Annotated in this window: 24 protein-coding genes and 1 tRNA gene; 10 read left to right on the top strand and 15 right to left on the bottom strand. The window is 59.1% G+C overall.

The window, feature by feature from the left end:
- Positions 1–31 precede the first annotated feature (31 nt).
- Positions 32–1,450 (bottom strand): aspartate aminotransferase family protein, encoded by a 1,419-nt coding sequence (locus tag VJU77_07825; GenBank protein HKP03262.1) that lies wholly within the window; start codon positions 1,448–1,450, stop codon positions 32–34.
- Positions 1,451–1,569: 119 nt separating this feature from the next.
- The gene (locus tag VJU77_07820; protein HKP03261.1) at positions 1,570–1,935 is read right to left on the bottom strand and encodes a hypothetical protein; all 366 of its coding nucleotides are present in this window, start codon (positions 1,933–1,935) and stop codon (positions 1,570–1,572) included.
- A 180-nt stretch (positions 1,936–2,115) separates the two neighbouring features.
- Here VJU77_07820 and purL point away from each other — a divergent pair, with 180 nt between their 5' ends.
- The gene (gene purL / locus VJU77_07815; GenBank protein HKP03260.1) at positions 2,116–4,374 is read left to right on the top strand and encodes a phosphoribosylformylglycinamidine synthase subunit PurL; all 2,259 of its coding nucleotides are present in this window, start codon (positions 2,116–2,118) and stop codon (positions 4,372–4,374) included.
- Positions 4,375–4,392: 18 nt separating this feature from the next.
- Here the strand turns inward: purL and VJU77_07810 are convergent, their stop codons facing one another.
- Positions 4,393–4,881, bottom strand: a complete 489-nt coding sequence (locus tag VJU77_07810) for a sulfur transferase domain-containing protein (GenBank protein ID HKP03259.1) — start codon at positions 4,879–4,881, stop codon at positions 4,393–4,395.
- Between the two features lie 105 nt (positions 4,882–4,986).
- Here VJU77_07810 and purF point away from each other — a divergent pair, with 105 nt between their 5' ends.
- From purF to VJU77_07790, 4 genes are all read left to right on the top strand, one after another.
- Positions 4,987–6,483, top strand: coding sequence for an amidophosphoribosyltransferase (gene purF, locus VJU77_07805; GenBank protein ID HKP03258.1), 1,497 nt, complete (start codon positions 4,987–4,989; stop codon positions 6,481–6,483).
- Between the two features lie 81 nt (positions 6,484–6,564).
- Positions 6,565–7,587 (top strand): phosphoribosylformylglycinamidine cyclo-ligase, encoded by a 1,023-nt coding sequence (gene purM / locus VJU77_07800; protein HKP03257.1) that lies wholly within the window; start codon positions 6,565–6,567, stop codon positions 7,585–7,587.
- A gap of 53 nt (positions 7,588–7,640) precedes the next feature.
- Complete coding sequence (locus tag VJU77_07795) at positions 7,641–8,540, top strand: aldo/keto reductase (protein HKP03256.1); 900 nt, start codon at positions 7,641–7,643, stop codon at positions 8,538–8,540.
- A 732-nt stretch (positions 8,541–9,272) separates the two neighbouring features.
- Positions 9,273–9,344: transfer RNA gene (locus VJU77_07790), tRNA-Val, on the top strand.
- Positions 9,345–9,382: 38 nt separating this feature from the next.
- Here the strand turns inward: VJU77_07790 and VJU77_07785 are convergent.
- Together VJU77_07785 and VJU77_07780 are read right to left on the bottom strand one after the other, a co-directional pair.
- A complete protein-coding gene (locus tag VJU77_07785) occupies positions 9,383–10,675 on the bottom strand; it encodes an MFS transporter (GenBank protein ID HKP03255.1) in 1,293 nt (430 codons plus the stop codon).
- Between the two features lie 29 nt (positions 10,676–10,704).
- Positions 10,705–11,844, bottom strand: a complete 1,140-nt coding sequence (locus VJU77_07780) for an NAD-dependent epimerase/dehydratase family protein (GenBank protein ID HKP03254.1) — start codon at positions 11,842–11,844, stop codon at positions 10,705–10,707.
- Positions 11,845–11,973: 129 nt separating this feature from the next.
- Between VJU77_07780 and VJU77_07775 the strand changes: the two genes are divergently transcribed.
- Genes VJU77_07775 through VJU77_07765 form a run of 3 tightly spaced genes read left to right on the top strand, consistent with a single transcriptional unit; the run spans position 11,974 to position 13,621 of the window.
- On the top strand, positions 11,974–12,279 hold the full coding sequence (locus VJU77_07775) for a hypothetical protein (protein ID HKP03253.1): 306 nt from the start codon (positions 11,974–11,976) through the stop codon (positions 12,277–12,279).
- 4 nt (positions 12,280–12,283) lie between these two features.
- A complete protein-coding gene (locus tag VJU77_07770) occupies positions 12,284–12,664 on the top strand; it encodes a hypothetical protein (GenBank protein ID HKP03252.1) in 381 nt (126 codons plus the stop codon).
- A gap of 9 nt (positions 12,665–12,673) precedes the next feature.
- Positions 12,674–13,621: an aldo/keto reductase gene (locus tag VJU77_07765; GenBank protein HKP03251.1), complete on the top strand. Its 948-nt coding sequence runs from the start codon at positions 12,674–12,676 to the stop codon at positions 13,619–13,621.
- A gap of 18 nt (positions 13,622–13,639) precedes the next feature.
- On the opposite strand, the gene fahA is transcribed toward VJU77_07765, so the two are convergent.
- The 4 genes from fahA to VJU77_07745 all read right to left on the bottom strand — a co-directional run bounded on the left by fahA (position 13,640) and on the right by VJU77_07745 (position 16,932).
- Positions 13,640–14,905: a fumarylacetoacetase gene (gene fahA, locus VJU77_07760; protein ID HKP03250.1), complete on the bottom strand. Its 1,266-nt coding sequence runs from the start codon at positions 14,903–14,905 to the stop codon at positions 13,640–13,642.
- A complete protein-coding gene (locus VJU77_07755) occupies positions 14,905–15,822 on the bottom strand; it encodes a hypothetical protein (GenBank protein ID HKP03249.1) in 918 nt (305 codons plus the stop codon). The genes fahA and VJU77_07755 overlap by 1 nt, the downstream gene beginning before the upstream one ends.
- Before the next feature lie 44 nt (positions 15,823–15,866).
- The gene (locus VJU77_07750) at positions 15,867–16,295 is read right to left on the bottom strand and encodes a GFA family protein (protein HKP03248.1); all 429 of its coding nucleotides are present in this window, start codon (positions 16,293–16,295) and stop codon (positions 15,867–15,869) included.
- 187 nt (positions 16,296–16,482) lie between these two features.
- Positions 16,483–16,932, bottom strand: a complete 450-nt coding sequence (locus tag VJU77_07745) for a thioredoxin family protein (GenBank protein ID HKP03247.1) — start codon at positions 16,930–16,932, stop codon at positions 16,483–16,485.
- Positions 16,933–17,092: 160 nt separating this feature from the next.
- Between VJU77_07745 and VJU77_07740 the strand changes: the two genes are divergently transcribed.
- Together VJU77_07740 and VJU77_07735 are read left to right on the top strand one after the other, a co-directional pair.
- Entirely contained in the window at positions 17,093–17,692 is a 600-nt protein-coding gene (locus VJU77_07740) for a PAS domain S-box protein (GenBank protein ID HKP03246.1), read from the top strand.
- Between the two features lie 52 nt (positions 17,693–17,744).
- Positions 17,745–18,200, top strand: coding sequence for a hypothetical protein (locus VJU77_07735; protein HKP03245.1), 456 nt, complete (start codon positions 17,745–17,747; stop codon positions 18,198–18,200).
- A 28-nt stretch (positions 18,201–18,228) separates the two neighbouring features.
- Here VJU77_07735 and VJU77_07730 read toward each other — a convergent pair whose 3' ends face one another.
- The 6 genes from VJU77_07730 to VJU77_07705 form a co-directional block, all read right to left on the bottom strand.
- On the bottom strand, positions 18,229–19,440 hold the full coding sequence (locus VJU77_07730) for an inner membrane CreD family protein (GenBank protein HKP03244.1): 1,212 nt from the start codon (positions 19,438–19,440) through the stop codon (positions 18,229–18,231).
- Positions 19,441–19,573: 133 nt separating this feature from the next.
- On the bottom strand, positions 19,574–21,235 hold the full coding sequence (locus VJU77_07725; GenBank protein ID HKP03243.1) for a hypothetical protein: 1,662 nt from the start codon (positions 21,233–21,235) through the stop codon (positions 19,574–19,576).
- Between the two features lie 99 nt (positions 21,236–21,334).
- Positions 21,335–22,801 carry an ATP-binding protein gene (locus VJU77_07720; GenBank protein ID HKP03242.1) on the bottom strand — a complete coding sequence of 489 codons (1,467 nt, stop codon included), beginning with the start codon at positions 22,799–22,801 and terminating at the stop codon, positions 21,335–21,337.
- Positions 22,802–23,497 carry a response regulator gene (locus VJU77_07715; protein ID HKP03241.1) on the bottom strand — a complete coding sequence of 232 codons (696 nt, stop codon included), beginning with the start codon at positions 23,495–23,497 and terminating at the stop codon, positions 22,802–22,804.
- Between the two features lie 64 nt (positions 23,498–23,561).
- On the bottom strand, positions 23,562–24,008 hold the full coding sequence (locus VJU77_07710; protein HKP03240.1) for a hypothetical protein: 447 nt from the start codon (positions 24,006–24,008) through the stop codon (positions 23,562–23,564).
- Positions 24,009–24,065: 57 nt separating this feature from the next.
- Positions 24,066–25,016, bottom strand: coding sequence for a pyridoxal-phosphate dependent enzyme (locus VJU77_07705; protein HKP03239.1), 951 nt, complete (start codon positions 25,014–25,016; stop codon positions 24,066–24,068).
- Position 25,017 lies beyond the last annotated feature (1 nt).

The following is a 25,017-nucleotide window of genomic DNA, read 5'->3' as shown; positions in this document are numbered from 1 at the left end:
GGTCGAGACAATTCCCAATTAGCGATCGGGGTTACGCCGAGATTGGCTGACGATCTGCCGCGGGCCGCTTGGAACCGAGCGCATGCCGGACAAAATTCTGGCCGATTTCCCACATCGGGCCGGGGAATTTGCGGCACTCCGTGAGGACATCGTCGAGCGCGTTGACGAACAGCTCGACTTCCCGTTCGCGGATGATGAGCGGCGGCAGAATCTTGATCACGTCCATCGCGTGACCGGCGACCTGGGTGAGAATGCGATGCTTGCTCAGCATCTGGGTCACGACCATTTGGGCGAAGAGAACCTTGTCCACCTTGTGAAGGAGCTTCCAGCCCATCTTCAGTTTGAATTCGGTGGGCTCATGAAACTCAACGGCGATGATGAGCCCTTTGCCCCGGACTTCCTTGATGAAAGAGTGCTTCGAGCGCAAGGCATCGATACGCTCCAGCAACAGCGCGCCCATCTTCGCGGAGTTTTCGACCAGGTTCTCGTCGTCGATCACCTCCAGGGAGGCGAGCCCGCACGCCATGGCCAGATTGTTGCGGCCGAAGGTGGTCGAATGAACTACGCACCGGTCCATCCGGCTGAAAGTCTTCTGGTAAATTTCGCGCCGGGTCACGATCGCGCCGCACGGGACGTATCCGCCGCTCAGACTCTTCGCGAGCGTGATGATGTCCGGCTCGAGATTCCAATGCTCGAACCCGAACATTTTTCCCGTCCGCCCTAGACCGGTCTGGATTTCGTCGCAGAGAAATAACGTCCCGTGTTTGCGGCAAAGCTCCTGCGCCCGGATGAAAAAATCCGTCTTCGGCGATTTGCACCCCTTTCCCTGGACCGGCTCGATGACAAAGGCGGCCACGTCCCGTTTCGCCAGCTCGCGCTCCAGAGTCTCTATATCGTCGAGAGCAACGCGCGTCTCAAATCCCGCCATGAGCGGCCCAAACCCTTCCGTGAAACTTTCGCAGCCCATCAGGGAGAGCGAGCCAAGGCTGAGGCCATGGAAGGCGCTCTCGAGTGAAATGACGCGCTTCCTTTGCGTAGCGGCCCGCGCGAATTTTAGGGCCCCCTCCATTGCTTCCGTCCCGGAGTTACAAAAGAAAACCGCGTCGAGATGCGGCGGTGTCCGTTTGGTGACCGCCTCGGCCAGGAGCCCGCTAAGCAACGAACAATCCATCTGGACCATGTTCGGCAGGTCGAGCTCGAGGACATCGCGAATGGCCTTCTTCAGAACGGGGTGATTCCGCCCAATATTGAAAACGCTGTAGCCGCTCAGGAAATCGAGGTAGGCGGCGTTATCCATGTCATAGAGATAAGCGCCTTCCGCGCGGGCATAGACCTTGTCGAAGCCGATCACCCGCTGCGCGGCGACGAGGGTGCGGTTGAGGTGGCGCTCGTGCAGCTGGTAATTCTCCCCCAGCCGCGCTGCCACGATTTCCTTCAGATCGAATGCCATGGGGTTGGTTTTAGCCGATTTAGGGGCGAAACGCAACGCGCGCCGCCCGGCCCAGAGACAAAAAGGCCGCGGACTTCGCACGGAAATCCGCGGCCCTCAAGTTTGATTATTGCCGTTGATTAATCGTCGACCACGACGCGATTCACGACGCGGGCCTCGCCAGTGCCGTCATAATAAACGTGCACCTTTGTGCCCGGCTTGATCGTGGTGGCCTGGATCTCGGCACCGGCACGGTTCAGGAAACGGGCTGTCTTACTCAGCGCATAGCTGATTGGACCGTCCGGACCATTCCGACGGACCACAATCGTTTTGCCTGGTTCGAAGGTCGTCACCGTCCCATCCGTCGAGGTCGTGGTGGTGGTGGTGGTTGATTCCGACGTGACGGGGTTCTTGGTCGTCGTCGATTCAGTGGTAGTTGTGCTCGTTTGGGCGAAAGCGAATGGCGCGATCGCGGCGCAAGCGAGAATTAGGATTCCCTTTTTCATATTAGTTCCCTCCTATGGGTTGTTGTTTTGACTGCGGGTTTCATTCCAACGCAGCCGCCGGGGCGCTCGAGCAGAGCGATGCCGGTCCAAGGTTAGACACGAGCCGGGCCGCTCCTATTCAATCTTTCCAATTTTTTAGCGGGTTGAGCGCCCCGGCACATCAGCTAACGTGCGCAACAGATGTCCGTTACAACTGATCCAGTAGTCACCCCTGAAATTGTCGCCAAACACGGCCTGATGCCCGAGGAATTCGAACGCATCAAAGAAATTCTGGGGCGCGACCCAAATTTCACCGAGCTCGGCATTTTTTCCGTAATGTGGAGCGAGCATTGTTCCTACAAAAATTCACGGCGCGAATTGAAGAAATTTCCCACCTCGGGCCCGAACATTTTGGTGAAGGCCGGCGAGGAAAATGCGGGCGTCGTCGATATCGGGGACGGGTGGGCGGTGGCGTTCAAGATCGAAAGCCACAATCATCCGAGCGCCATCGAGCCGTTCCAGGGCGCGGCCACCGGCGTCGGCGGGATCATTCGCGATATTTTCACGATGGGCGCGCGCCCGGAGTTTTGCCTGAATTCGTTGCGCTTTGGCCCGATCACCGGCAACTCGCCGAATGTGAAGTCAAACCGCCGCCTGTTCAGTGGCGTCGTCGCCGGGATTGCGCATTACGGAAACTGCATCGGCCTTCCGACGATCGGCGGCGAAATTTATTTCGACGAGAGCTTCGAAGGAAACCCGCTGGTGAATGTTTTTTGCCTGGGCGTGCTGCGCCACGAGCAACTGGCTCGCGGCGCGGCGAGTGGAGTTGGCAACCCGGTCTTTTATGTCGGCGCCGAAACCGGTCGCGATGGGCTGGCCGGCGCGGCGTTCGCTTCGCGAGAGTTGACGGACGAATCGAAGCAGGACCGGCCCGCCGTCCAGGTGGGCGACCCGTTCAAGGAAAAGCTGCTTTTGGAAGCCTGCCTCGAACTTCTGGCGACGGACGCGGTGGCCGGCATCCAGGATATGGGAGCGGCCGGGTTGACCTGTTCGACCTGCGAAACCGCCAGCCGCGGCGGGACCGGCGTCGAAATCGACCTGGCGAAGGTTCCCAAGCGCGAGCCGGGGATGACGCCATACGAAATCCTGCTCAGCGAATCGCAGGAGCGCATGTTGATCATTGCCAAGCGCGGCAAGGAGAATGTCGTGCGAGAGATTTTCGATAAGTGGGATGTGCCGTGCGCGGAGATTGGCCGGGTCACGGATGACGGCATGATGCGCGTCCGAAACAACGGATCGCTGGCCGCCGAAATTCCAGCGAAACCGCTCGCGGATGAAGCGCCGCTCTATTCGCGGGAAGCGAAGAAAGGAACCGCGGATAACACGGATGACGCGGATTGGATGCAGAAAATATCCGAGTCATCCGCGAAATCCGCGGTTGAATCTCTTCGCCAACTGCTGCGCGAACCGACGATCGCTTCCAAGAACTGGGTTTATCGCCAATACGACCACATGGTCCGAACCGGCACCGTGGTCTGGCCGGGATCGGATGCCGCGGTGTTCCGGGTCCGGGCAGCAAACAAGATTTTGGCTGCGACCACCGATTGCAATTCGCTCTATTGCGCGCTGGATCCGCGCGAGGGCGGGCGCATCGCCGTCGCCGAAGCGGCGCGCAATCTCACCTGTTCGGGAGCAGCGCCCCTCGCCGTGACCGACAATCTGAATTTCGGAAACCCATACAAGCCCGAAAACTTCTGGCAGTTGCGGGAAGCGGTGGAGGGTCTTGCCGAAACCTGCCGCGCCTTCGGCACCCCGGTCGTTGGCGGAAATGTTTCCTTATATAATGAAAGCCCCGCTGGTGCGGTCGACCCCACGCCCACCGTCGCAATGGTCGGATTGATCGACGACGAAGCCCATATCACGACACAGTTTTTCAAAGCCGCGGGGGACGTCGTTATTCTCGTGGGCGAAATCGGCCACGAGATGGGCGCGACCCATTTCCTGAAGGTTTGCCACGGCCGCAAGCAAGGGTTGCCTCCCCGGCTCGACGTCGAGCGTGAACTTGCCGTCCAAAATTCGGTCCGCGAACTGATTCGAGCCGGGCTGGTCAGGAGCGCCCACGATTGCTCCGAGGGCGGCCTCGCCGTCGCGTTGGCGGAGTGCTGCTTCAATCCGGCGGGACTCCTCGGCGCCGAAATCCGTCTCGATAGCAACGCCCTGCGGATCGAACAAATCCTCTTCAACGAGTCGCAATCCCGGATTCTGATTTCGGTCGCGGAGGACAAAGCCGCCGAGGTCTTGGAACGGCTCAAGAAATCCGGCACGCCGGCGCAACGCTTGGGCGTGACGGGAGGTGAATCTCTTTCAATCGCCATCGACCAGGAATCGGTGCGCTGGCCCGTCGCTGAGTTGCACGACGACTGGGACAATTCCATCGAACGAACTCTGGCTGCGGATTGAGGCGGCAAAAAATACCGCTTACGCCTGGAAGTTTTGGACGTAGGGCAGGAAGACAGCCAGGCCACTCAACGTTGCGTAAGCGACGGCTTCCTCGTTAGTGAGGTCGCAGTTGACGATGAGATGGACAGCCCAGAGCGCCGAGGCGCGATCGCCGCTCGAGCAGTGCATCAGCAACGGTTTAGGAAGTTGATTGAGCACGGCCAGCACAGCTCCGGCCCTGATATTGAATTGATCCTGGGGCATTCCATGGGGAAACGGGATGTTTGCAAAACTCATTCCCAACTGGGTGAGCGTCGTGTCTTCTTTTGGGTCGAAAGCCGGATAGGGAGGCTTGGCGATCTCCGTGGCGTCCCTAAGAGAGATGACGGACTGAATCCCCAGTTCGCGCGCTACGGCAAGGCCGGCTTCGGTCGGCTGCGCCGTCACATAGAAGTTGCGGATTTGCCAGCAATTCAGTCCGGCGCTGACAATCGGAGCGGTGACCTGAACCGGGGAGAAATCGCCCATTGCCCCTCCGTTTTAGCCGAATGTCGCGCCGACACCAGAATATTATTGGAACCGAGCCGAAGGAGTGATTGAACCTAGGCTCGGTTGATGGAATGTACGCCTACAATGTCGCCTGATTTCCCGAAGGAAATTAAAACGCCGGAAACGCATCCGTTTCCCCAGCACGAGTGCGGCATCTTCGCGGTCTTCGGCCACCCGAACGCCGCCGTCCTGACCTATTACGGGCTCTTCGCGCTCCAGCATCGCGGCCAGGAAAGCGCCGGCATCGTCACGAGCAAGGGCCCCGGGTCGACCTTTCAACTGCATCGCGACATGGGACTCGTGTCGCAGGTTTTCGGAGCCGAGGAGCTGGATCGGCTGGCGGGAACGCGCGCGGTGGGACATACACGGTATTCCACCACCGGATCCAGCACCCTGAAAAACGCGCAGCCGTTCGTGGTCGACTGTTTCCGCGGCCAAATCGCGGTGGCCCATAACGGCAATCTCATCAACGCCGCGCTTCTCCGTGACGAGCTGGAGCGAAAAGGTTCCATTTTCCAAACCACAGCCGACAGCGAGATCATCCCGCACCTCCTCGCCCAGCCCTCGAAGAATGGCGGGACGCCCCTGAGCGTGCTCCGCCGGCTCGAAGGCGCGTTCAGCCTCGTCATCATGAGCGAACGCGAGATCATCGGCGTGCGCGACCCGTTCGGCTTCCGCCCGCTGGTTCTTGGCAAGCTCGACGGCGCCTACATTCTGGCCTCCGAGACCTGCGCCTTCGATCTCGTCCACGCTGAATACATTCGCGAAGTGAAACCGGGCGAAGTCGTCATCATCAGTGAAGACGGCATTCGCTCCGAGTGGCCGTTCCCCCAGCAGACGGAGGCGTTCTGCATGTTCGAGTACGTTTACTTCGCGCGGCCGGACAGCATCATCGGTGGCATTAACGTCGCCAAGGTCCGCACCGAAATGGGGCGCGAGCTTGCGAGGAGATTCCCCGTCGACGCGGACATCGTCGTGCCGGTGCCCGACTCGGGGAATTATGCCGCCCTTGGTTTCGCCCAGGAATTGAATTTGCCCTACGAGCACGCCTTCGTCCGCAATCACTACATCGGGCGGACCTTTCTTCAGCCCAGCCAGCTCATCCGCGATTTCGATGTCCGGGTGAAATTGAACCTGATCAAGGAAGCAGTGGAAGGAAAACGCGTCGTGGTGGTGGACGATTCGATCGTCCGGGGCACGACCGCGCGGGCCCGCGTCGTGAACCTGCGGGAAGCGGGCGCGAAGGAAGTGCATATGCGGGTGAGTTGCCCGCCGCACCGTTTCGCCTGCCATTACGGGATCGACTTTCCCGATCCGGAAAAACTGATCGCGAACCAAATGCCAATGGAGGAGATCTGCAAATACCTCGGGGTCGACAGCCTCGGTTATCTGGATGTGGAAGGAATGGTCCGCGCGACGGGCAAACCGGTAGACAAGTTTTGTCTCGCCTGTTTTACCGGTAACTACCCGCTGCCCGTCGATCCGGAGCTCGACAAATTCATCATGGAAAAACGCGAGGGCCGCTCGAAAGCGCTGGCTGCGGAAGAAGGACACCCAAACCTCTTCGCGAACTTGAAATGATTGTAGGGCAGGCGCACCGCCTGCCGAGGACTTGGTAACCGAGGCGGTTGCCCTACAAAGACAGAATCGAATCCGCTCGACATGATCAAGAAAAAGAAAGCTTACGCGCGCGCCGGCGTAGACGTTGACCTGGGCAATCTGGTTAAGCGCCGCATCCAAGCGCGCGTCAAAAGCACACATGGCCCGGAAGTGCTGGGAAAAATTGGCGGCTTCGGCGGCTTGTTTGCTCCGAATTTTTCCGGAATGCGCGAACCGGTGCTGGTCGCGAGCGTCGATAGTGTCGGGACGAAACTGAAGGTCGCCTTTGCGCTCGACCGCCATGACACCGTTGGCGCCGATATGGTTAACCACTGCGTCAACGACATCGCAGTCCTCGGAGCCCGGCCGCTTTTTTTCCTCGATTACATCGGCGCGGCCAAGCTGGAGCCCCGCGTTTTTGCGGAGCTGCTGAGCGGACTCACGAAAGGGTGTAAACAGGCAGGTTGCGCCTTGATTGGCGGAGAGACGGCGCAATTGCCCGGCATGTATCGGAAGGGCGAGTACGACCTGGCGGGCTGCATCGTGGGCGTGGTTGAGCGATCGCGCATGATCGATGGGAGCAAAATCAAGCCGGGCGACGTCGTCCTCGGGCTTCCCTCGAACGGTCTGCACACCAATGGCTATTCTCTCGCGCGCCGGATTCTTTTCGAAACAATGCGCCTGACCCCTGCCTCCAAAATTCCGGGACTCAAGCATTCGTTAGGCGCGGAGCTTCTGCGGGTCCACCGGAATTACCAGCCGCTTCTGGCGAAATTGCCCGCCGGAACCATTCACGGTCTTGCCCATATCACCGGCGGCGGGTTGATCGATAATCCGCCGCGCGTTCTGCCGAAGGATTGTGACGCGGTCATCCAGACCAAAAGCTGGCGTGTTCCGGCCATCTTTGAGTACCTCCAGCGACAGGGAAACGTCGATCCGGCCGAGATGTACCAGGTTTTCAACATGGGAATCGGCATGGTGGCGATGGTGGCGGAAAAAAACGCGGAAGTTACCGCGCGGCGTCTCAAAGCGAAGCGCATCGGCCGGATCGAGCGCGGCCGCGGCAGGACGCGGCTCGTGTTTTAAAGCCTGCGGTCCTGAGAAATTGGCGTTTTCGGGAAACGTCTTACAATTAAAAGATGGAAAAGCGGCAGCTCGGCCAGACGGACATGCAGGTCTCGGTCCTTGGTTTTGGTGGCGCCGAGATTGGGTTCGAAGGAGCGACCCCGGAGACCGTCGAACGCCTTCTGCGCAGCGCGCTTGATGCCGGACTGAATGTGATCGACACGGGCGAATGCTATGAAGGGAGTGAAGAGCTCATCGGGAAGACCGTTGGCGATCGCCGGGCGGACTATTATCTTTTTACCAAGTGCGGCCATCCCCGCGGCGTGGGAAGCGAAGACTGGTCGCCGCCGTCCCTGCTCGAAAGCATCGAGCGAAGTTTGCGGCGGTTGAAGACCGATCGTCTCGATCTTATCCAGCTCCATGGTTGTTCGGAAGCCGTCCTGCGAAAAGGGGACGCGATCACGGCGCTGCAAACCGCACGGGAAAAAGGATTCGCGCGCTACCTAGGCTACAGCGGCGACAGTCTCGCGGCGAAATACGCGGTAGAATCCGGCGCGTTTGATACCCTGCAAACGTCGATCAACATCGCGGACCAGGAAGCGCTCCAGCTGACCTTGCCCCTCGCGCGGCAAAAGCAGCTAGGAGTTATTGCCAAGCGTCCGATCGCCAATGCGGCCTGGAAAGAGAATCACAAGCCCATCGATTCCTATCATCACGTTTACTGGGACAGGTTGCGCAAACTTCATTATGAATTCATCCGGCAGCGCGATCTCGAGGAATCGATCGCCCACGCGTTGCGGTTCACTCTCAGCGTTCCCGGTGTTCATACGGCCATTGTGGGAACCGCAAAACCCGAACGCTGGTCGCAAAACGCAAAAATGGTTGAAGCCGGCCTGTTAAGCGATGCGGAATTCACCGCGATCCGAGATCGGTGGGAAGAGATCGCTCCTGCTACCTGGATCGGCCAGACCTGAATAAGTCGCGACCCGGACCACTCGGGATGCCCATTCGGAATTGACGGCTGTCTCCTAAAAGCAATCAACGCGAGCCTCCGAAAGGAAGCTCGCGTTGATGCACTAAGTCGAAATTTCGGCTACTTCCTTCCAGCAGCTCTTCGTCGGGCCGCCCATCTGGCCTTCATCGCTTCCGAAAGCCTTCTCCGGCCGGCGGCAGTAAGGCCGCCACCTTTCTTACCGGACGACTTGGCAGGGCTACCTCCGCCAGCTTTTCTCCTCGCGGCCCAGCGCGCTTTCATGGCTTCGGAAAGCTTCCTTCTGCCCGCGGCCGTGAGGCCACCTGTCTTAGCCGGCGGCTTTGCTGCCGAGGCGGTAGTTCCTTTCCGTCTCGCCCAGCGCGCCCTGGCGGCGGCGGCCAGTTTGGCGCGGGTAGCAGCCGACATCGGGCGCCGAGTACCTCCGGAGCGACGGCGGGATCGCCGCGCGCCACCGGAACTGGTTGAGCCACCAAAGAGACTCGACAACCGATTTTCGAGCGCGGCAATCTGCTGCCTGATGGAAAGTGCTTGCGTTAGTTTTTGAAGAGATAAGTCCATGGTGCAGTAGATAGCTATCGATCCAGGAACTGCAAGCGAAATACTACAATAACTTGACCAAGCTAGACGTAGTTACTTGTTCAACGTAGAAGAAGAATACCAAAAGAAATTACAAGCACGGTTTCATTACCTAGTTATACTGGAAAACTTCGACGGGCGGTTAGCTCAGTGGTAGAGCGGCTGGTTTACACCCAGTAGGTCGGGGGTTCGAAACCCTCACCGCCCATTTCGACACACACCCTACCGATAGAGTAACTCAGCTGGTCAGCTGGCAGATGCCTGAAGACGGGCCATGGTGGCCTGTTTTCGGCCAAGCCAGATGCTGAGCCCGCACCAAAGGGCAACGAAAGGGACCGCGATGAAGCTCGTGGCGCTAATGTCGAAGCCGCGATCATGCAGACCGCGATACGACCATGCGCCGATTTGATCTCCGGCCCGGTAGGCAAACGTATCGATAAAACTCTTCGCCTTGTACTTGTCCTCGCGCCGCAGGACGGTGAAAAGGACTTCCCGTGCCGGTCGCGTCAGGGCAAAAGTGGCGGCCCGGCGCACGATCTGAAAAACGGCGAGCACAACTAGAATAGGCGTGAAACCAATAGCGGCAAAACCGATCAGGCTCAGCGCCGGCATCAGGACAAGGGTTGGCCCCACCCCAAGCCATTTCAGCAACCGCCCGGTGAGAAAAATCTGGATCAGAACGGTGAGCGTGTTGACCGCGAGATCGAGCTTGGCGAAGAAAGCGGTGCGGGTGGCGCTGTCCTGAATTTGAAACTTAGTCAGATCGGCCTGCTGAAAATAGGCCCAGGTTGAGGTGGAGGTATAGAGGAGGATGAAGACAAGCAGTCCCATCAGGTAAGGCGACCGGCAGATATGGACGAGGCCCTCCCAGACAGTTCCTCCCATCGGTTTCTCGGAACTCTGCGACTGCGGCTGCTCCTGGCCGGCGGGATTCGACGGAAAAAAGCGCACCGCCTGGGCCGCGATCTCAAGCATGACCGCACAAATAAGGAGAAATACTCCGGTGGTAACGCGATGGACCAGAGATGCGGTGATGATGGGGCCGAGAATTCCACCCAGCGATCCGCCGACCGCAATAAAACCAAAGAGCCGCTTTCCCTGCTCGGCCGTGAAGAGATCGGTCATGAAAGCCCAGAAAACAGTGGTGGCGAAAAGATTGAACACACTGACCCAGACAAAGAAGCAACGCGCGAGCAGTGGTTGCTGCGCCGAGGGAAGAGCGCGCATCAGCAGGTAGAAAATAACGAGATTCGCGATGAAGAAACGATAGGCGATCGGGATGAAGCGCCGACGGGACATGCGCGCGACGATGGCGGCGAAAAGAGCGTTGGCCACCAGCATGGTGATAAGCACCGCGGTAAACATCCAGGGTAGATTCTCGATGCCGCTGCTCGCGCCAATTTCATCTCGAATTGGGCGGATGACATAGTAGCCGCCCAGGACAACGAAATTGAAAAGAAAGGCAAGCCAGAGGGCACGGACCTCGCCTGGCCGAACATCGACGAATTTCTTTAGAGTGCCTGCGACGAATTTTTTCATGGCAGTCTCTCAGCTAGCTCCAAGGCAGGCTAGGAGGGGCGCTTATGCCAGGCAGCGAGAACTTCCTTTTCGCGCTCGGGCGAAAGCCCGGCCTTTAGCTTTGCCTGGCGCTCGGCCGGCTGCGACTTGAACCAGGCCAGCGTATCCCGCGCTGTCTCGGCGAGAGGACGAAAAGTTAGTCCCTTGCCGAGAGCCGCTTTGATGCTGATTCGCCCCATTCCCGCCTCCTCGCCGCGGGGCGGCACCCAGACAGGCATGTCCGACCACGGCGCGACTTTCTCGGCTTCAAGAAAGTCGGTGTTCACCCAGGTGAAATTCGCGCTCGATTTGTTGGCGCTCTTGATTCCTTCGAGCATCGCGCCCACTCCGAGGGTCTTGTCCGGGCCGGTGGCGTTATAGATGCCGGTCTCGCGTTTTTCCACCATGCGAATGACCCACTCCGCCAGGTCGCGCCCGTCGATGAACTGAACCGGATCGCTGGGATCGCCCGGCGCCATAACCTCTCCCCCGCGATCGATCCGCACGGGCCAGTAAGTGAACCGGTCTGTCTCATCACGAGGCCCGACAATCAGACCCGGCCGAACAATCAGGGTCTGTTTCGGGAACCATTTCTCCGCCTCCTGCTCCGACAGCGCCTTCAGCGGTCCATATAACGCGAATTTCGACGCGATAATGCTTTCGCGCGATTCCTTCATGGCGTCTGCGCCGGTGTATTTGGCAAGGGGCGCGTTTTCTTCGATCCCCGCTTTCGTGGTATCGCCGTACACGGAAATCGTGGAGATAAAGACGTAGCGCTCCACGTTGCCTTTGAGGACTTGGGCAGCATCACGCACCCAGACGGGAACAGACGTCGGGTTATCGATTACGACATCCCATTTGCGATCTTTCAAGGCATCGAGCTGGCCGTTACGATCGCCGATCAGTTGTTCGACCCCGTCGGGCAGCTCACCCGGATGCGTCTTGCCCCGGTTGAAAACGGTAACCTTATGTCCGCGCTCAAGGGCATAACGAACCTGGAACGGTCCGGTAAAGCCCGTGCCTCCAAGGATAAGAATGCGCATCGGCTTGGGCTTTTCTTCTCCCCGCGCCGGGCCAGGAAATCCGAGAGTGAGAGCGCCGCCGGCCGCGGCCGAGACCTTGATGAAATTTCTTCGAGTGGTGGATGTCATGCGAACCAGGAGCATGGTGGGCGTTTCCGAGGAGCGCAACTGGAGACGGCGCGCCTCAGCGCCGTTCCTTCAAACCATTCAACGCTCTTTATCGTTGACGCTGAGGCGACCGGCGCGCTGAATCACCCCATGGGAAACCTCACTGGCGGTCTGATTAGCGGTTTGATCTTCGGCGCGATCGCTGTCGCGACGATGTTGCCAATGCAATTTCCAGACAAACCCACCGCGCTGCTCGCAGCCTTTACGAGCCGATTTGGAATAGGTCTCGCGATTGGCTGCGTCGTACTGCCCTGGCCCGGTTGGCTGGTCGGAGTGGTTTTCGGACTTCTCCTAAGCATCCCCAGCGCGCTTATCACCAAAGCCTACGCGCCGATCCTCATCATTGGGACGATTGGCGGCGCGATCATCGGCGGTATTCTCCACGGTTGGAAGTAACGCTATGCGGACCTTATTAATAATCGCCAGTTTGGGCGCGACGCTTTTCCTTACCGCCTGCGGCGGAACTGACCGCCGTCATCCCGTGGATCAAGCGGCCACGAGGTCCGCGCCGCACTACCTTGAACTGCGCTCCGAGGCTTCCGCTTCAACACTTCACTTTCCCCGCGGCGTCTACGTTCTCGATTCGGAGGACGGCAATGGCTACTACTACCGGGCGCCGCAAAAGATTCGGGAGCGCTCCTTTTATGGTGGATTGCCTCACGAGGGCGGCATTTTCGTCTCCAAGCGAAACCAACGAAAACTGCGCGGTTATGTAATCATGCCGTACGGTCTGACCCACGTCGGCAACCTGTCGTCAGCTAACTATCAGTTTCGATATTGACCTGCGCGGATGAAGGCCGAGAAAATGTCGCGCCGCGAAGCCGCCCGTTTGCTCGGTCGAAGCGCGGCGGGCGCAATTTTGGCGAACACCGTCCTCGCCGCCGGGAAAACGAACGCCATGGAAAAGCTCTCCATCCTGGAACGCATCATTCCCTCTTCGAAGGAATCGGTCCCGGTAATTGGCCTCGGCACGTGGCAGGCGTTTGACGTTGGGCCAAATCCCGCTGAACGCGGACCGCTCGAGGAGGTGATGGGCCTTTTCGTGAAACTGGGCGGCCGGATCGTGGATTCATCACCGATGTATGGCCGGGCCGAACAGGTCGTCGGCGAGATCGCCACGAAACTCGGATTACACAAATCGCTCTTCCTGGCGACGAAAGTATGGACGACCGGAAAAGAGCAAGGCATCGCCTCGATGGAAAAATCGCTCACGAAACTCCAGACGAAGCGCATCGATTTGATGCAGGTGCACAACCTGGTCGATGCCGCGACGCATCTCGCAACCTTGCGTGATTGGAAAGCTCGGGATCACACCCGTTACCTCGGAATCACTCACTACACTTCCAGCGCCTACCCGGAGGTAGCGAAGCTTCTTCGCGCAGAAAAGGTCGACTTCGTGCAGATCAACTATTCGCTTCTCGAACGCGAGGCCGAAAGGGAAATTCTACCCCTCGCCCAGGAACGCGGCGTTGCGGTCATCGTGAATCGCCCGTTTGCCGGTGGTAACCTCTTCGCTCGCGTCCGCCAGAAACCGCTGCCGGCGTGGGCCGCCGAATTCGACTGCTCTTCGTGGGCCCAGTTTCTTCTCAAGTGGATCATTGCTCATCCCGCAGTGACCTGCGCGATTCCCGCCACGAGCAACGCCCGTCACTTGGAAGACAACATGCAGGGCGGCGTCGGAAACCTACCTGACACAAAGATGAGGCAGCGCATGGTGGAGACGATTGAGCGGCTCTGAGCCGCCATCATCTTCCTGTTATGAGGCGGGTAGGACGCGTCCCGTCACTTCGCCGAAGCCAATCCGATACCCGTCGCCCTGCGCCCAGCCTGTGATGGTCAGCCTGTCCCCATCTTCCAGCCACTTTCTGGTTTCGCCATTGGGTAACGCCAGAGGATTTGCTCCCCGCCAGGTCAACTCCAGCATGCAGCCACGCGAATCTTCCGTCGGCCCACTGATTGTTCCGCTCGCCAGCAAGTCGCCCGGCTGAAGATTGCAGCCATTAACCGTGTGATGGGCGAGCTGTTGCGCAATGCTCCAGTAAAGGTTTTGAAAATTCGTCCGCGTGATGACATGCGGATCCCCCATCGACGCGGTCTGGATCCGCGCCTCGAGCTGAATGTCATAGGTGTAATCATTCGGCGCCCGCAAATACGGGAGCGGCTCCGGGTCCTGGGCAGGCAGCGATTTCCGAAACGCTTCCAAGGCATCCAGGGTAACAACCCAGGGCGAAATGCTGGTGCAGAAATTCTTGGCCAGGAAAGGTCCCAGCGGCTGGTATTCCCACGCCTGGACATCACGCGCGCTCCAATCGTTCATCAGGACAAGGCCAAAAATATGCTCCGTCGCGCGCTCGATCGGGATCGGCGCGCCGAGTGGATTGCCGGGGCCAATGAAAAACGCCGTTTCGAGTTCGTAATCGAAACTCCGGCTCGGTCCAAAAACCGGCGTCTCGGCGTTGGGCGGCTTTGTTTGCCCGTAAGGCCGACGCACCTCCGCGCCACTCACGACGATGGAGCTGGCCCGGCCGTGGTAGGCCACCGGAAGCCATTTCCAGTTTGGCATCAGCGCGTTCTCCGGACCGCGCAACATGGTCCCGACATTATGGGCGTGGTGATACGACGAATAAAAATCGGTGTAATCGCCGATCCGGGCCGGCAATAGCATCGTGATATCGGTTTGCGCGTGGAAAGCCCGAGCGCGTAACCCTGCGTCATCCCGAACAGTCGCGGTCTCCGCGGCGAGCAATTGCTGGATCACTTCGCGCGCCTTGCGCCACGCCGGCTGGCCGAGCGCGAGAAATGCGTTCAACGCGCTCTCGGAAAACACCCGGCGTTTCTGAAATTCGGGTAAATCGAAATGCCCGGCTTCCTCGAGAACGGAAAGATCGAGAACCAAATCGCCGATCGCCACCCCAACCCGCGCCGGTTCCTGCCCCGGTTTGAAAACTCCAAACGGAATATTCTGGATCGGAAAATGCGAATCCGGTGCGACTTCGATGAATGATTTGAAGGGAGCAGCCATCACTGGAGAAATTTCAGGGCGCGCAAATCTTCGCGCGGTTCATCAAAGCTACAACTGCCGAATGTGGTGACGCATCGCCGGCGGTCTTCCAGCCGGTCCGTGTCGATCTTCCAATCGCGCCAGGCAAAGAATTCTTCCTCGAACCGGAACGAGCTGGCGTTTTCGTCTTCGAGCATGGCCGCAGCCTGGGCGGCCTCCCATCTGTGTTCCGCTGCCAGCACGGCCGCCCCCAGCACATTCAGAAAGCCGTGCATCTTGGTTTGCACCTCCTCCCGATATTGCCGAAGCGGGTGATGCAGCCCGGCCGTGAATTTGACCGGAACCTGATGGGTCGAGGGTGTAACCAGGGCGGGAGCAATCTGCGCCGAAGTTGGAAAAGCGTCAGCGGTCACTCCCCCCGTGCGCATCTTGTAGCCGAAGGTCGAATAATCGGCGTTGGAATTGTGTTCCGCGAGTAACTCAATAGTTCGTTCCGCCCTGTCCGCCGGTGCTTCCCAGAACACCGGTAAATCTCCCACGATCGACCGGGCCTCTTCCAATACGCCGGCATCGGCATCGTCGGGCAAAAACATTTCGAGCTGGTTGATCGAAACCAGATCGACGTTGTGCGTTGCGAGAGCGCGAATAGCCGCGTGAATCTCGACAAGCGAAGCGCGAAATGCCGTCGCATTCTCCGTCGTCGGGCCCAGCGCAGAGACCGAAAGCGGATGCGCTGGTTCGAACAGGGAAAGCAAATTTTTTGCGGCCTCGAACTGCGCCACCGGCAGAACGAACGCGTTCAGCATCCAATTGTCCTCCATGCGAACGTAGCGCGCTTGATTTGCCAGGGCCGGCTCGAGTGCGAGAGCGCAGGGCGGGAACATTCCCGCGTAATCGATCGAGCGCGCCAGCAAAGCGCGAAGGGAAGCAGCGGGCATGATCAGAATACAACGGCGGAATGGCGGCTTTCGTCAACCGCGGTTCAAGCGCCGCTCCATGCTTCGCGATGTTGCGGAAGATCGTCCGTGATTTCGTCCCAGGGCGCCCGTGAATCCACGTAAGTATGAAATTGCGGCCGGATGCCCGGGTCATCGTCAAACGCGCCCATCCGAATGGAAACCTGATCGCCGTCCGGCCAGTCGCCGCCGAAAAGGCTCGAACCGCAGGTCTCGCAAAACGCCTTCACGGCTCCCTCCCCTTTGCCATAAACCCGGATTAGCTCTCCACCCTGGAGCAGCTTGAATCCTTCCTTCAGGACGCGCGCCTGCGTGCAGACGGCCGTCCCGGAATGTTTTCGGCAACGATCGCAATGGCAATGGCTGGCTCGCAGAAAGGGCTGATCCACTTCGAAGCGCACTCCCCCGCAGAGACAGCTGCCTCGAATTTCCCCGCTCATCAAGCCGTGTCTCAAGGTGGATCGAGCGCTACGCGCTCGATGACTGCAGCGTTCGCTGCGGAGATTCGCCGTTCGAAAGAAATCCGACGCGTCAAAAATCGCGCGACGTAGCGCGCGATCCACCCAATGTGCCTTATGCCAGACGCCAATCCCGGCCGGGAATCGAGCGCCTCGGGACGTGCCAAACTCCGCGACGGCACCATCATTTTTTTGTCTTCGCCTCGACCCAGGCAATGACGTCCGCGGCATTTTCGCCCGAATAGCCGGAAGACTCAGCGACGACTTTGCCGGCCGGATCCAGCAGAACAATGGTTGGGTACCCCTTCTCTTCGATCCCAAATTCCTTGTAGAGGCGCTCGTTTTGCTTCATCACTTCGACGGTTTGCTTCTTTCTTTTCGGGAAATCGACCTCGACCAAGATAAGGTGTTTATCGGCGTAAGTGAGAAATTCCGGCCGGGAGAACGCCTGGTTGTTTAATTCGATACAGGGGCCGCACCAGTCGGACCCGGTGAAGTCCAGCAAAACGGGTTTGTTTTCTGCCTTCGCTTTCTCAAGGGCCTTGGCAAAATCCGTCTGCCAGTCAGCAGCCGGGGCCACAACAGAGGTCGCGAAAAAGACCAGGGCGACGAGAAGAAGATTGCGGTACGACATGGAGCGATCATACCTGAGCGGGCGGCCGCCCACAAGTTTGTCGGAAGCACTTTCGAAACCGGCGTCCCTGCGAGTTGATCGCATTGCGCAGGCCTCGGCATTATCCGGTATGGACACCGCGCCGGTCTCCCGCTAGCGTTTTCAGCTTCTTTCCGCTGTCATGTCTTCAAAGTCGCGTGCCTCTGCTGCGCCCTCGCTGTCCGAAGATGGCCTTTTCCAGAACGCCTTCGAGCACGCGGCCATCGGCATGGCACTGGTAGCGCCGGATGGAAAATGGCTCCGAGTGAACCGTTCCATCTGTGAGATCACGGGATACTCCGAGGAGGAATTGCTCCAGCGCACTTTCCAGGACATCACTCACCCGGACGATCTCGATCTCGATCTGGCCAATGTGAAAAAGATGCTGGCGGGAAAGATCGACGCCTACCAGATGGAAAAACGGTACTTCCACAAAAGAGGCGCAATTGTCTGGGTGCTCTTGAGCGTGTCGCTGGCGCGGGATGACAAAGGCAAGCCCCGTTTTTTCATCAGTCAGATTCAAGACATCACCAGTCGCAAGGAGAGCGAACGCCAGCTCGGCGAGGCCTCGGCCGAGGTAGTAAAACTGCGAAAAGGCCTGCTCAAGATTTGCGCCTGGACAAAGCGGATTGAAATCGACGGCCGGTGGATCTCAGTCGACGAATTTCTCAGCGATCATCTCCACCTCAAACTCACCCACGGCATGTCCGTGGAAGGACAACGGATCTTCCAGAAAGAATAACCACTGGCAACGGGGTCGATACCCAAACACCTAAACCCTTAATGATACACCCATGAAAACAAGATTATTTCTGCCCGCTCTTCTCCTGACGCTCTCCGCCTTTTTCCTGCACGCTGGCTCGCCGGCGGACGAAAAAGCCTTCCTCGATAAATACAAGGCCGCTTTCGAAAAGGGCGACAAGGCTACGCTTGAGTCCTTTCTTTACACCAAGGACGCACATCCGATGGCGCTCGAGTTTTTCAAAATGATGCAGTCAGAGGGCGCTGGCACGGCCAAGATATCGAAGATCGAGCTCGTCGATCTCACCCCGGAAGATGTAAAAAAAGCAGGAGAAATTCAGACAGGACCTAACGGCAGCAAGACTCAGCTCCCATTGAAACCGACCAAGAAACTCAAAATCTCGGTGGAGACCAAAGACGCCAATGGCAGTTCCTCGAGCTCGACCGAGAATTTTGTCGCGGAGAAAGACGGCAATTACGTCATTCCCGTGCCGGCGAAAGCTAAATAGCCGTTCGCTTTTTTCCTCGTTCTCGCCGTCATGCGGTCGGGATAGGCGGCGGGAACACCGCTGGGCTCGACTTTGCACCGAATTTGCCAGCCCAATTTACTTTCGCCGTTGCGGCCATCAGGAGCGCCAGGGTCACGATTGCGCCGATGGTGATCGTCAAGCCGGTTAGTCCTTCGAAAAAGAAGCTGTAGCTGAACAGGATCATGTAGGCGAATTGCGCGATCGCGCCAAGCTGCGCGTAGCGGCGTCCAGCGGCGGCGAAAAGGTAGCCGTTCACCAGGACAAGCGACACCAGAGCGGAAACTCCGAAAGCCAGGGCCAGCGGAACCAGGTCCACGAGATAGGCGAAGAGCAACTGGAAGGCGAAGCAGCCGGCCGCGAGAAAGAAATAGTTCATCGGGTGGAGGCTGATCCGCCAGACCATTCCCATCAGAACCAGCACCGCGAAAAAGAAGAGGAGCGACACTGGCGCGAAAAATGACATTCGCGACGCGACCGGACCCGGGTTCGCCACTGACGGCATCCCCATCGCGATCGACTGGGCATTGATCACGTCGGGATACGACCAGACGAAATGCCAGCCTTGGGAGGTCCGCGTCCGCTCGGTGGCCGATCCGGTCCCGGCGGGAAAATCGAACTCGGCAAAGTCCGTCGTCATGCCGAGGCGGAAATTTTGGATTCGCGAACTGTTGCCAAAGGTGTAGCCCCAGCGCTCGGTCCCCCGGGACTTGTAGGCGACCACGAACTTCGCGCTTGCCCCGGGCGCCAGCGTCACCGCGTCGGTAATGCCTTCCGCGGTCTTATTATTTCCCGCGGCCGGTTTGCCATCGATGGTGAAAGAGAAGTCGCTGTAGCTTGCCTCCGCGGCGGGAAACTCGAAGCGGACATAGATCGTTTGCGTGATCTGAGTGGGATTCTGGACACTGTATTCGCCGCGAAAATCGACGAGGTAGGTGCGGTACCAAAGCAACCCCTTTTTCTTCGGTTCGTAGCGCAAATCAACCGAGACATCGCTTTGCGAAGGCTGAACCAGATGACGGCCGTCCGCGCTTCCCGGCGAGTTATAATACGTCACGGGATGCGGCTGGATCATGATGGGCCCCCACCCGCCGGTCACAGCCGGGCTGCACTTGTCCACCGAACCACCCGAGCGCACGACAACGCTGGTGCCGAGGATGAACCAGCCGATCGCGGTGCTGACAATGATACAGCCGATGGCAAGAAGTCTTGGGAATGTCATATGCGGTTAGCCTTTCTCTTGCGGAGTGAATTTTTTCCGGGCCGCCGGAACCTGGCGCGAAGGCGGCTGCGTTTGGATCGGCCGGCGAGCAGGCGCTCGAGCCGTTTTTCGATATGGGTCAGTCTCATGGTCATTATTTGTTAGGGTGCGGTTTTTGGTAGAAAAATTCGGCGCGCGGTCTTTCGTTTTTGCAAAGCTCCTTGTGCAACGGGATGGCGCGCGAGGTCGCGTCGGTCTTATCGCAGGGCGTGGATTCGACGTTCCCTTCGAAGGCCGCCACCTCGTAGGCGACCGGGATTCGCAACTCCCAATCGAGCCAGTGCACCAACAGGTCGGTTTGCGGAAGCTCGACCGCAACCTGGCCGGAAACGGGTTTGAACGCCGGCTTTTTCGCGGTGTAGGAGAGGGACACGGCACTCACCTGCTTTGCTGCGGGCAGGGCGAACTCGAGGACGCGTTCTCCGCGATCAATCGGTTTTACCGGCTGACCATCGATTTTCGCCGCCAGCAGTTCGCTTCCTTCCGGAAGGTCGACGCTCCAGCGCAACGCGCGTTCGTGACGAATGCTGTAATCGACTTCCGTCAACAAAGCTCCGTCGGAAACGATTCGCGTCTTCGCGTTCGCCGTTTCCACGACCGCCTGCGCGGTCTCCACCAGCGGCAGCCATTTGGCCGCAAGCGGCGCGTCGCCGAGGACGATCAGCGAAGTTTTTCCCTCCACTTTCTTGAGCATCCAGGCGGGCAATTGACGGGGCCCGGCACCCTGGGCCGTGCCAGAGAGTTCGAGACCGGGCTCCGTTACAACCGCAAAGAGAGGTGGATTGTTTTCACCATCGAGCAGACGCGGCGCTTTCAAGTTCCATTCCTTCCCGGTCAGCGACTGCGGCGCACCATATGCAATCTCCACCTGGCGCCGCAGAACGTCGCGCGTTTGCCAGCGCAAATGGAGCCGGCGCGCCTGGTTCTCCGCCTTGCTCACCCGCCAATGATCAAGATCGGCGCCCGTGACTTTCGTAACCTCGAACCCAGCCGGCAATTCCAGCTCCATCGTTAACCCGGAGCCGTTATCCGTATTCGCGGCGAGACGCCCCTCGTAGTTTAGCTTTCCCTCCGCAAAGCTGACCAGAGCCTGCGCATCGAGATTCCAGCGGCTGAGGATGGGCGGCGTCACCGGCTTTTCCGGCACGAGCTCGAATTCAATTCGTTCCCGCGCGGGCAATCGGTAGGTGATGCGGTCCTTCTCCGCGGAGAGCTGGGTTGCATCTGGAATGCGCAGCGTCTGCTTTTCCGGAAGCCCGGTGACGGAGAGCGTGTTGATGGCAGCCGGCGCCGCTTCGAGGACGAAGCGGGCGCCTTCGGTCGCGCCATTGAGTTTGACGGCGAACCTGAGACGGAGCTTTTGTTTCCCGGGCCGATTGGTGACGAGCGCGTAATGGTTTTCGCGGACGATCAATTGCACGTCCACAGGCTCGACTTCGTCGACCTGGGTTATCGCGCCGAGAAGTGGGATCGTGATCCATTCGTCGGTGAAGCTCTCGATCTCGTATTCGACGACGCCGGCCGCGACCTCGCCTTTCAGGGCAACTTGATAACGCGCGGAAAGAAGCGCCGACTCCACCGGCGGTTTGCGTCTTTCCGGCGTCTCGTGTTGGGCCGCCTGCCAAAGCGCCTTCAATTCCGGATACGGCAGGGTGACTTCGGCTGCTTTTAGATCGGGAACCGGAGCGGTTGGGGCGCCGAGAGCGCACGTTGCAGCCATCAGGAGGGCCAGCCGCGCAAGAATCTTTGTAACCATGTCCCTAGATTCGCGCGGGACTGTGAAGCCTTGATGAAGCTCGCGTGAAACTTCGATGAAGTTTCCGGACAGAATGCAGCCCTTGCCGGAGCGACGCCGCTAGGCCGCTGGAAACGTCACCGCAAAGGTGCTGCCGCGACCCATTTCACTCTCGACGGAAATCCGGCCGCCATTGGCGGTCGCAATGGATTTCGCGATCGCCAGTCCGAGGCCGGTGCCGCGATTCCCAGTGCGTGGATTCGCCGTGGTGAAGAAGCGATCGAAAATCTTCGGCAGGAGTTCCGGTTCGATTCCCGCTCCTTCGTCGCTGACCTCGAATTCGACAACGCCCTCCCGGCGGCGGCCGCGGAATCGAACGGCATGCCCGGCCGCGGTGAATTGAAGCGCGTTATCGAGCAGGTTCGTGAGCAGTTGTTTCAATTGCATCTCCGCGACTCGCACCGGCATCGCGTCCTCAGGAATTTTCGCATTGAACTTCAGCCCAAAATCCGCGGCGCGTCTCTGATACATTTCCACCATTTCCATGGCAACCGGGCGGGCGTCGATCGGCGCCACTTCCGTTGCCGCCGGCTGCGCCTCAATCCGCGACAACTTCAATAATTCGGTTACGATCCGATCGAGGCGCGCCACCTCACTTTGGATATTTGTAAGGAACTTCGCCCTCGCCGCCGGATCGTTGCTCGCCGGCCCCTCCAGCAATTCTGCGGAGCCCCGGATCGCGGCCAGGGGTGTTTTCAATTCGTGGGAAAGATTGGTCGCCATTTCTTCGACGTAGGCTTTGCCTTCCAGCTTTTCCCGCATCCGCTCCACTGCGCGCGCGAGGGTGCCGAGCTCGCTCCGAGTCCATGTCTCCAGGCGCACGTTGCCTTCGCCGGCGGCCACGCGTTCCGCCCGCGAAGCCAAGTCCCGGATGATCCGGGTGATGTAAGCCGAAAGGACATAGGCCATCGCCGTCGCCAGAATCAGCGCGATCAACCCCGGCAGCACGAAGCCCGCAAGCGAGCGCGAGATGAAATTCCGGATGCGGTTGGTCGATTTCGAAACGCTGACCGCGCCGACAATTTTGCCGTCCACGAACACCGGCAGAGTGCTGTAAATGTTTACCCGCTGATGCGGCTTATCGAGTTCCCAGCGGGAGCCGTAGTGGCCGCTCAAGGCATGGCGAACATCCTCCAGTTTCGAAAAATCCTGGTTCGTTGCGACCCCTTTGGTGTCGAAAAGGACACGCCCAGTGGAATCGTATGCCAGCAGTCGCGTATCGACCTCGGCCCGGGTGAAGTCGAACAGCCGCGCCTTGATTTCGTAAGTCTCGTTGAGGTTCGAATAAACCCGGGACAGCTCCGCCGCTACTTTCGCGGAATCAGCTCCGAACTCCCCGTGAAGGCGCGCGTACAATTCGCTGACCACCGCGGCGGTATCGATCATTCCCTCCTCGGTCGAGTGGAGGTAACTCGTCTCGATACTCGACCGCACTTTCCACGAAATGTAACCGAGCGGCAGGATCAACACCGCCAGGTGAAAGACGAACACCTTCCAGTGAATACTGTGCAGACCGGGCAGGCGCATCTAAAGCTCCCGTGCCCGGTAGCCGATTCCGCGGACCGTTTCGATGAATTCGAATTTGCCAAACTTCTTCCGCAGACTCTTCACGTGAACGTCGATGGTGCGATCGGCCACCAATCCTCCATCGCCCCACGCGCGGTTAAGCACCTGTTCGCGCGTGAAGACACGGCCGGGATGTTTGACGAGCAGTTCCAGGAGCTTGAACTCCTGCGCCGTCAGGACAATTTCGCGCCCGCCGGAGCGGACCCGAAATTTTTCCAGGTCGATGGTGATCGGGCCATACCGCCACTCGCTTTCGCTTTTCGTCTCCGCCGCCGGAGACGCGGCGCGCTCGTGGCGTCGCCGGATCGCTTTGATCCGCGCCAGCAGCTCACGCGGACTAAACGGCTTCACCACATAATCGTCACCACCGATTTCGAGGCCTACCACGCGATCGATCTCATCGCTGCGCGACGTAAGAAAGATAATCGGCACGTCGGAATACTTGCGGACGGTGCGGCAAACCTCGAAACCGTCAATATCGGGAAGCCCGACGTCGAGGACAATGAGGGCCGGAGACGAGCGCTTCGCTATTTCAATCGCTTCCCGCCCACGCTGCGCCGTCCGCACTTCATGGCCCTCGGCCTTGAGCGCATATTCCAATACATCCGAAATGCGCGGATCATCTTCCACGACAAGAACATTCATGGAGCCCGACACGGTAAAGGATTTTTCGGAGATACGCGGATAGTGCGCAGAAAGAAACAGGCTCTCCGAGCCGGGCCTAGGTGTCGCCGCGTCGTTTCATTCGGGCGCCGAGCAGGACGGCGGCGCCGCTCAAAATCGGATTAACGAAATGCAGCCAGAGCGGCGTCACGGCGAGGCTCATTGCATCGAACATTCCAACTTCGCCGGCGCGAACATTCGGCGCGTCAGGATTGCGTTTCAGCGCCGAGAAACACTGAATCAACGCCAGGAGAAACACGATGAGCGCGAAAATCTGGCAGGTCCGCCAGCTTTTGCTGATGGCCGCGCACAGGTAACCGGAGAACATCGAAACGATAAAACCGATGACCAGGGTCAGGACAATCCACATCATGGAAACCTCGTAACTGTCCGTCTGGAAAACGCGCTCCACCCCAAGGAGAAAGTAGAGGCAGGTAAAGATCGCCATGAACACGGCGAACATGACGATGTAACTGACGATGATCGCGATGATGGATTTCAACATGGGACGGAGTGGATTGTGACGGCGTGAGAATAGCGACCCGGCGACACGAGAAGCCACTCAAAACTTCAGCCACGGAAGGGCGTCCAGATCGACGTTGCCGCCCGTGAGGATGATCCCGACCCGTTTGGAGCGGCAATCAACCATGCCCTCAGGGATTACGGCGTAGGAAACTGCCGCGGAGGGTTCGACTACGATCTTCATCGTCTCCCAGATCGTCCGCATGGCCGTGACAATGCCTGCCTCGCTGACCGTCACGACGTCGTCCACGTAACGTTTGATCAGGTCGAAATTCGGCTCGCCGAGATCGGTTCGTAATCCATCTGCAATCGTATTCTTGTCTTCCTGGCGAACGAGACGTTGCTCCCGGAATGACTGGGCGGCGTCATCGGCGCCGCTGGGTTCGGTGGCGATCACTTTGATGCTCGGCCGCAGACTTTTGGCCGCGACCGCTGTCCCCGAAAGGAGACCGCCGCCGCCAACTGGACAAAGGATGAGATCGAGGTTGGGGACCTCCTCAAGCAACTCGATCGCGGCTGTGCCCTGCCCCGCCATCACATCTTCATTTTCGAAAGGATGAATCAACTTCGCGCCGGTTTCCGCGATGACGCGCGCACAAGCTTCTTCCCGAGCGCGCTGGTTCGGTTCGCAAAAAACAATCCGGGCGCCGTAACCTTCGACCGCGCGCACCTTCACCTTCAAGGTGTTGGACGGCATCACGATATGGGCCGGGATTCCGCGCAGCTTCGCGGCCCGGGCCAAAGCCGCCGCGTGATTGCCCGAGGAATGGGTAGCGACGCCGCGCCGGGCCGTTTCCTCCTCGAGCGAAAAGACCGCGTTCGTCGCCCCGCGCGCCTTGAACGCGCCCACCTTCTGGAAGTTTTCGCACTTGAAGAAAAGTGAGGCTCCGGCCGCGGCGTCGAGGCGCTCGCTGGTCAGCACCGGCGTTCGGTGGACGAATGGCCGAATGCGCTCGTGCGCGGCCCGAATTGATTCGAGGTCGACAGACATA

The sequence above is a fragment of the Chthoniobacterales bacterium genome (assembly GCA_035274845.1).
In the GTDB taxonomy this organism is placed as follows: Bacteria; Verrucomicrobiota; Verrucomicrobiia; order Chthoniobacterales; family UBA10450; genus AV80.
The sequence above is the reverse complement of the archived record's forward strand: the minus strand, read 5'-3'. Positions and strand labels throughout refer to the sequence as shown.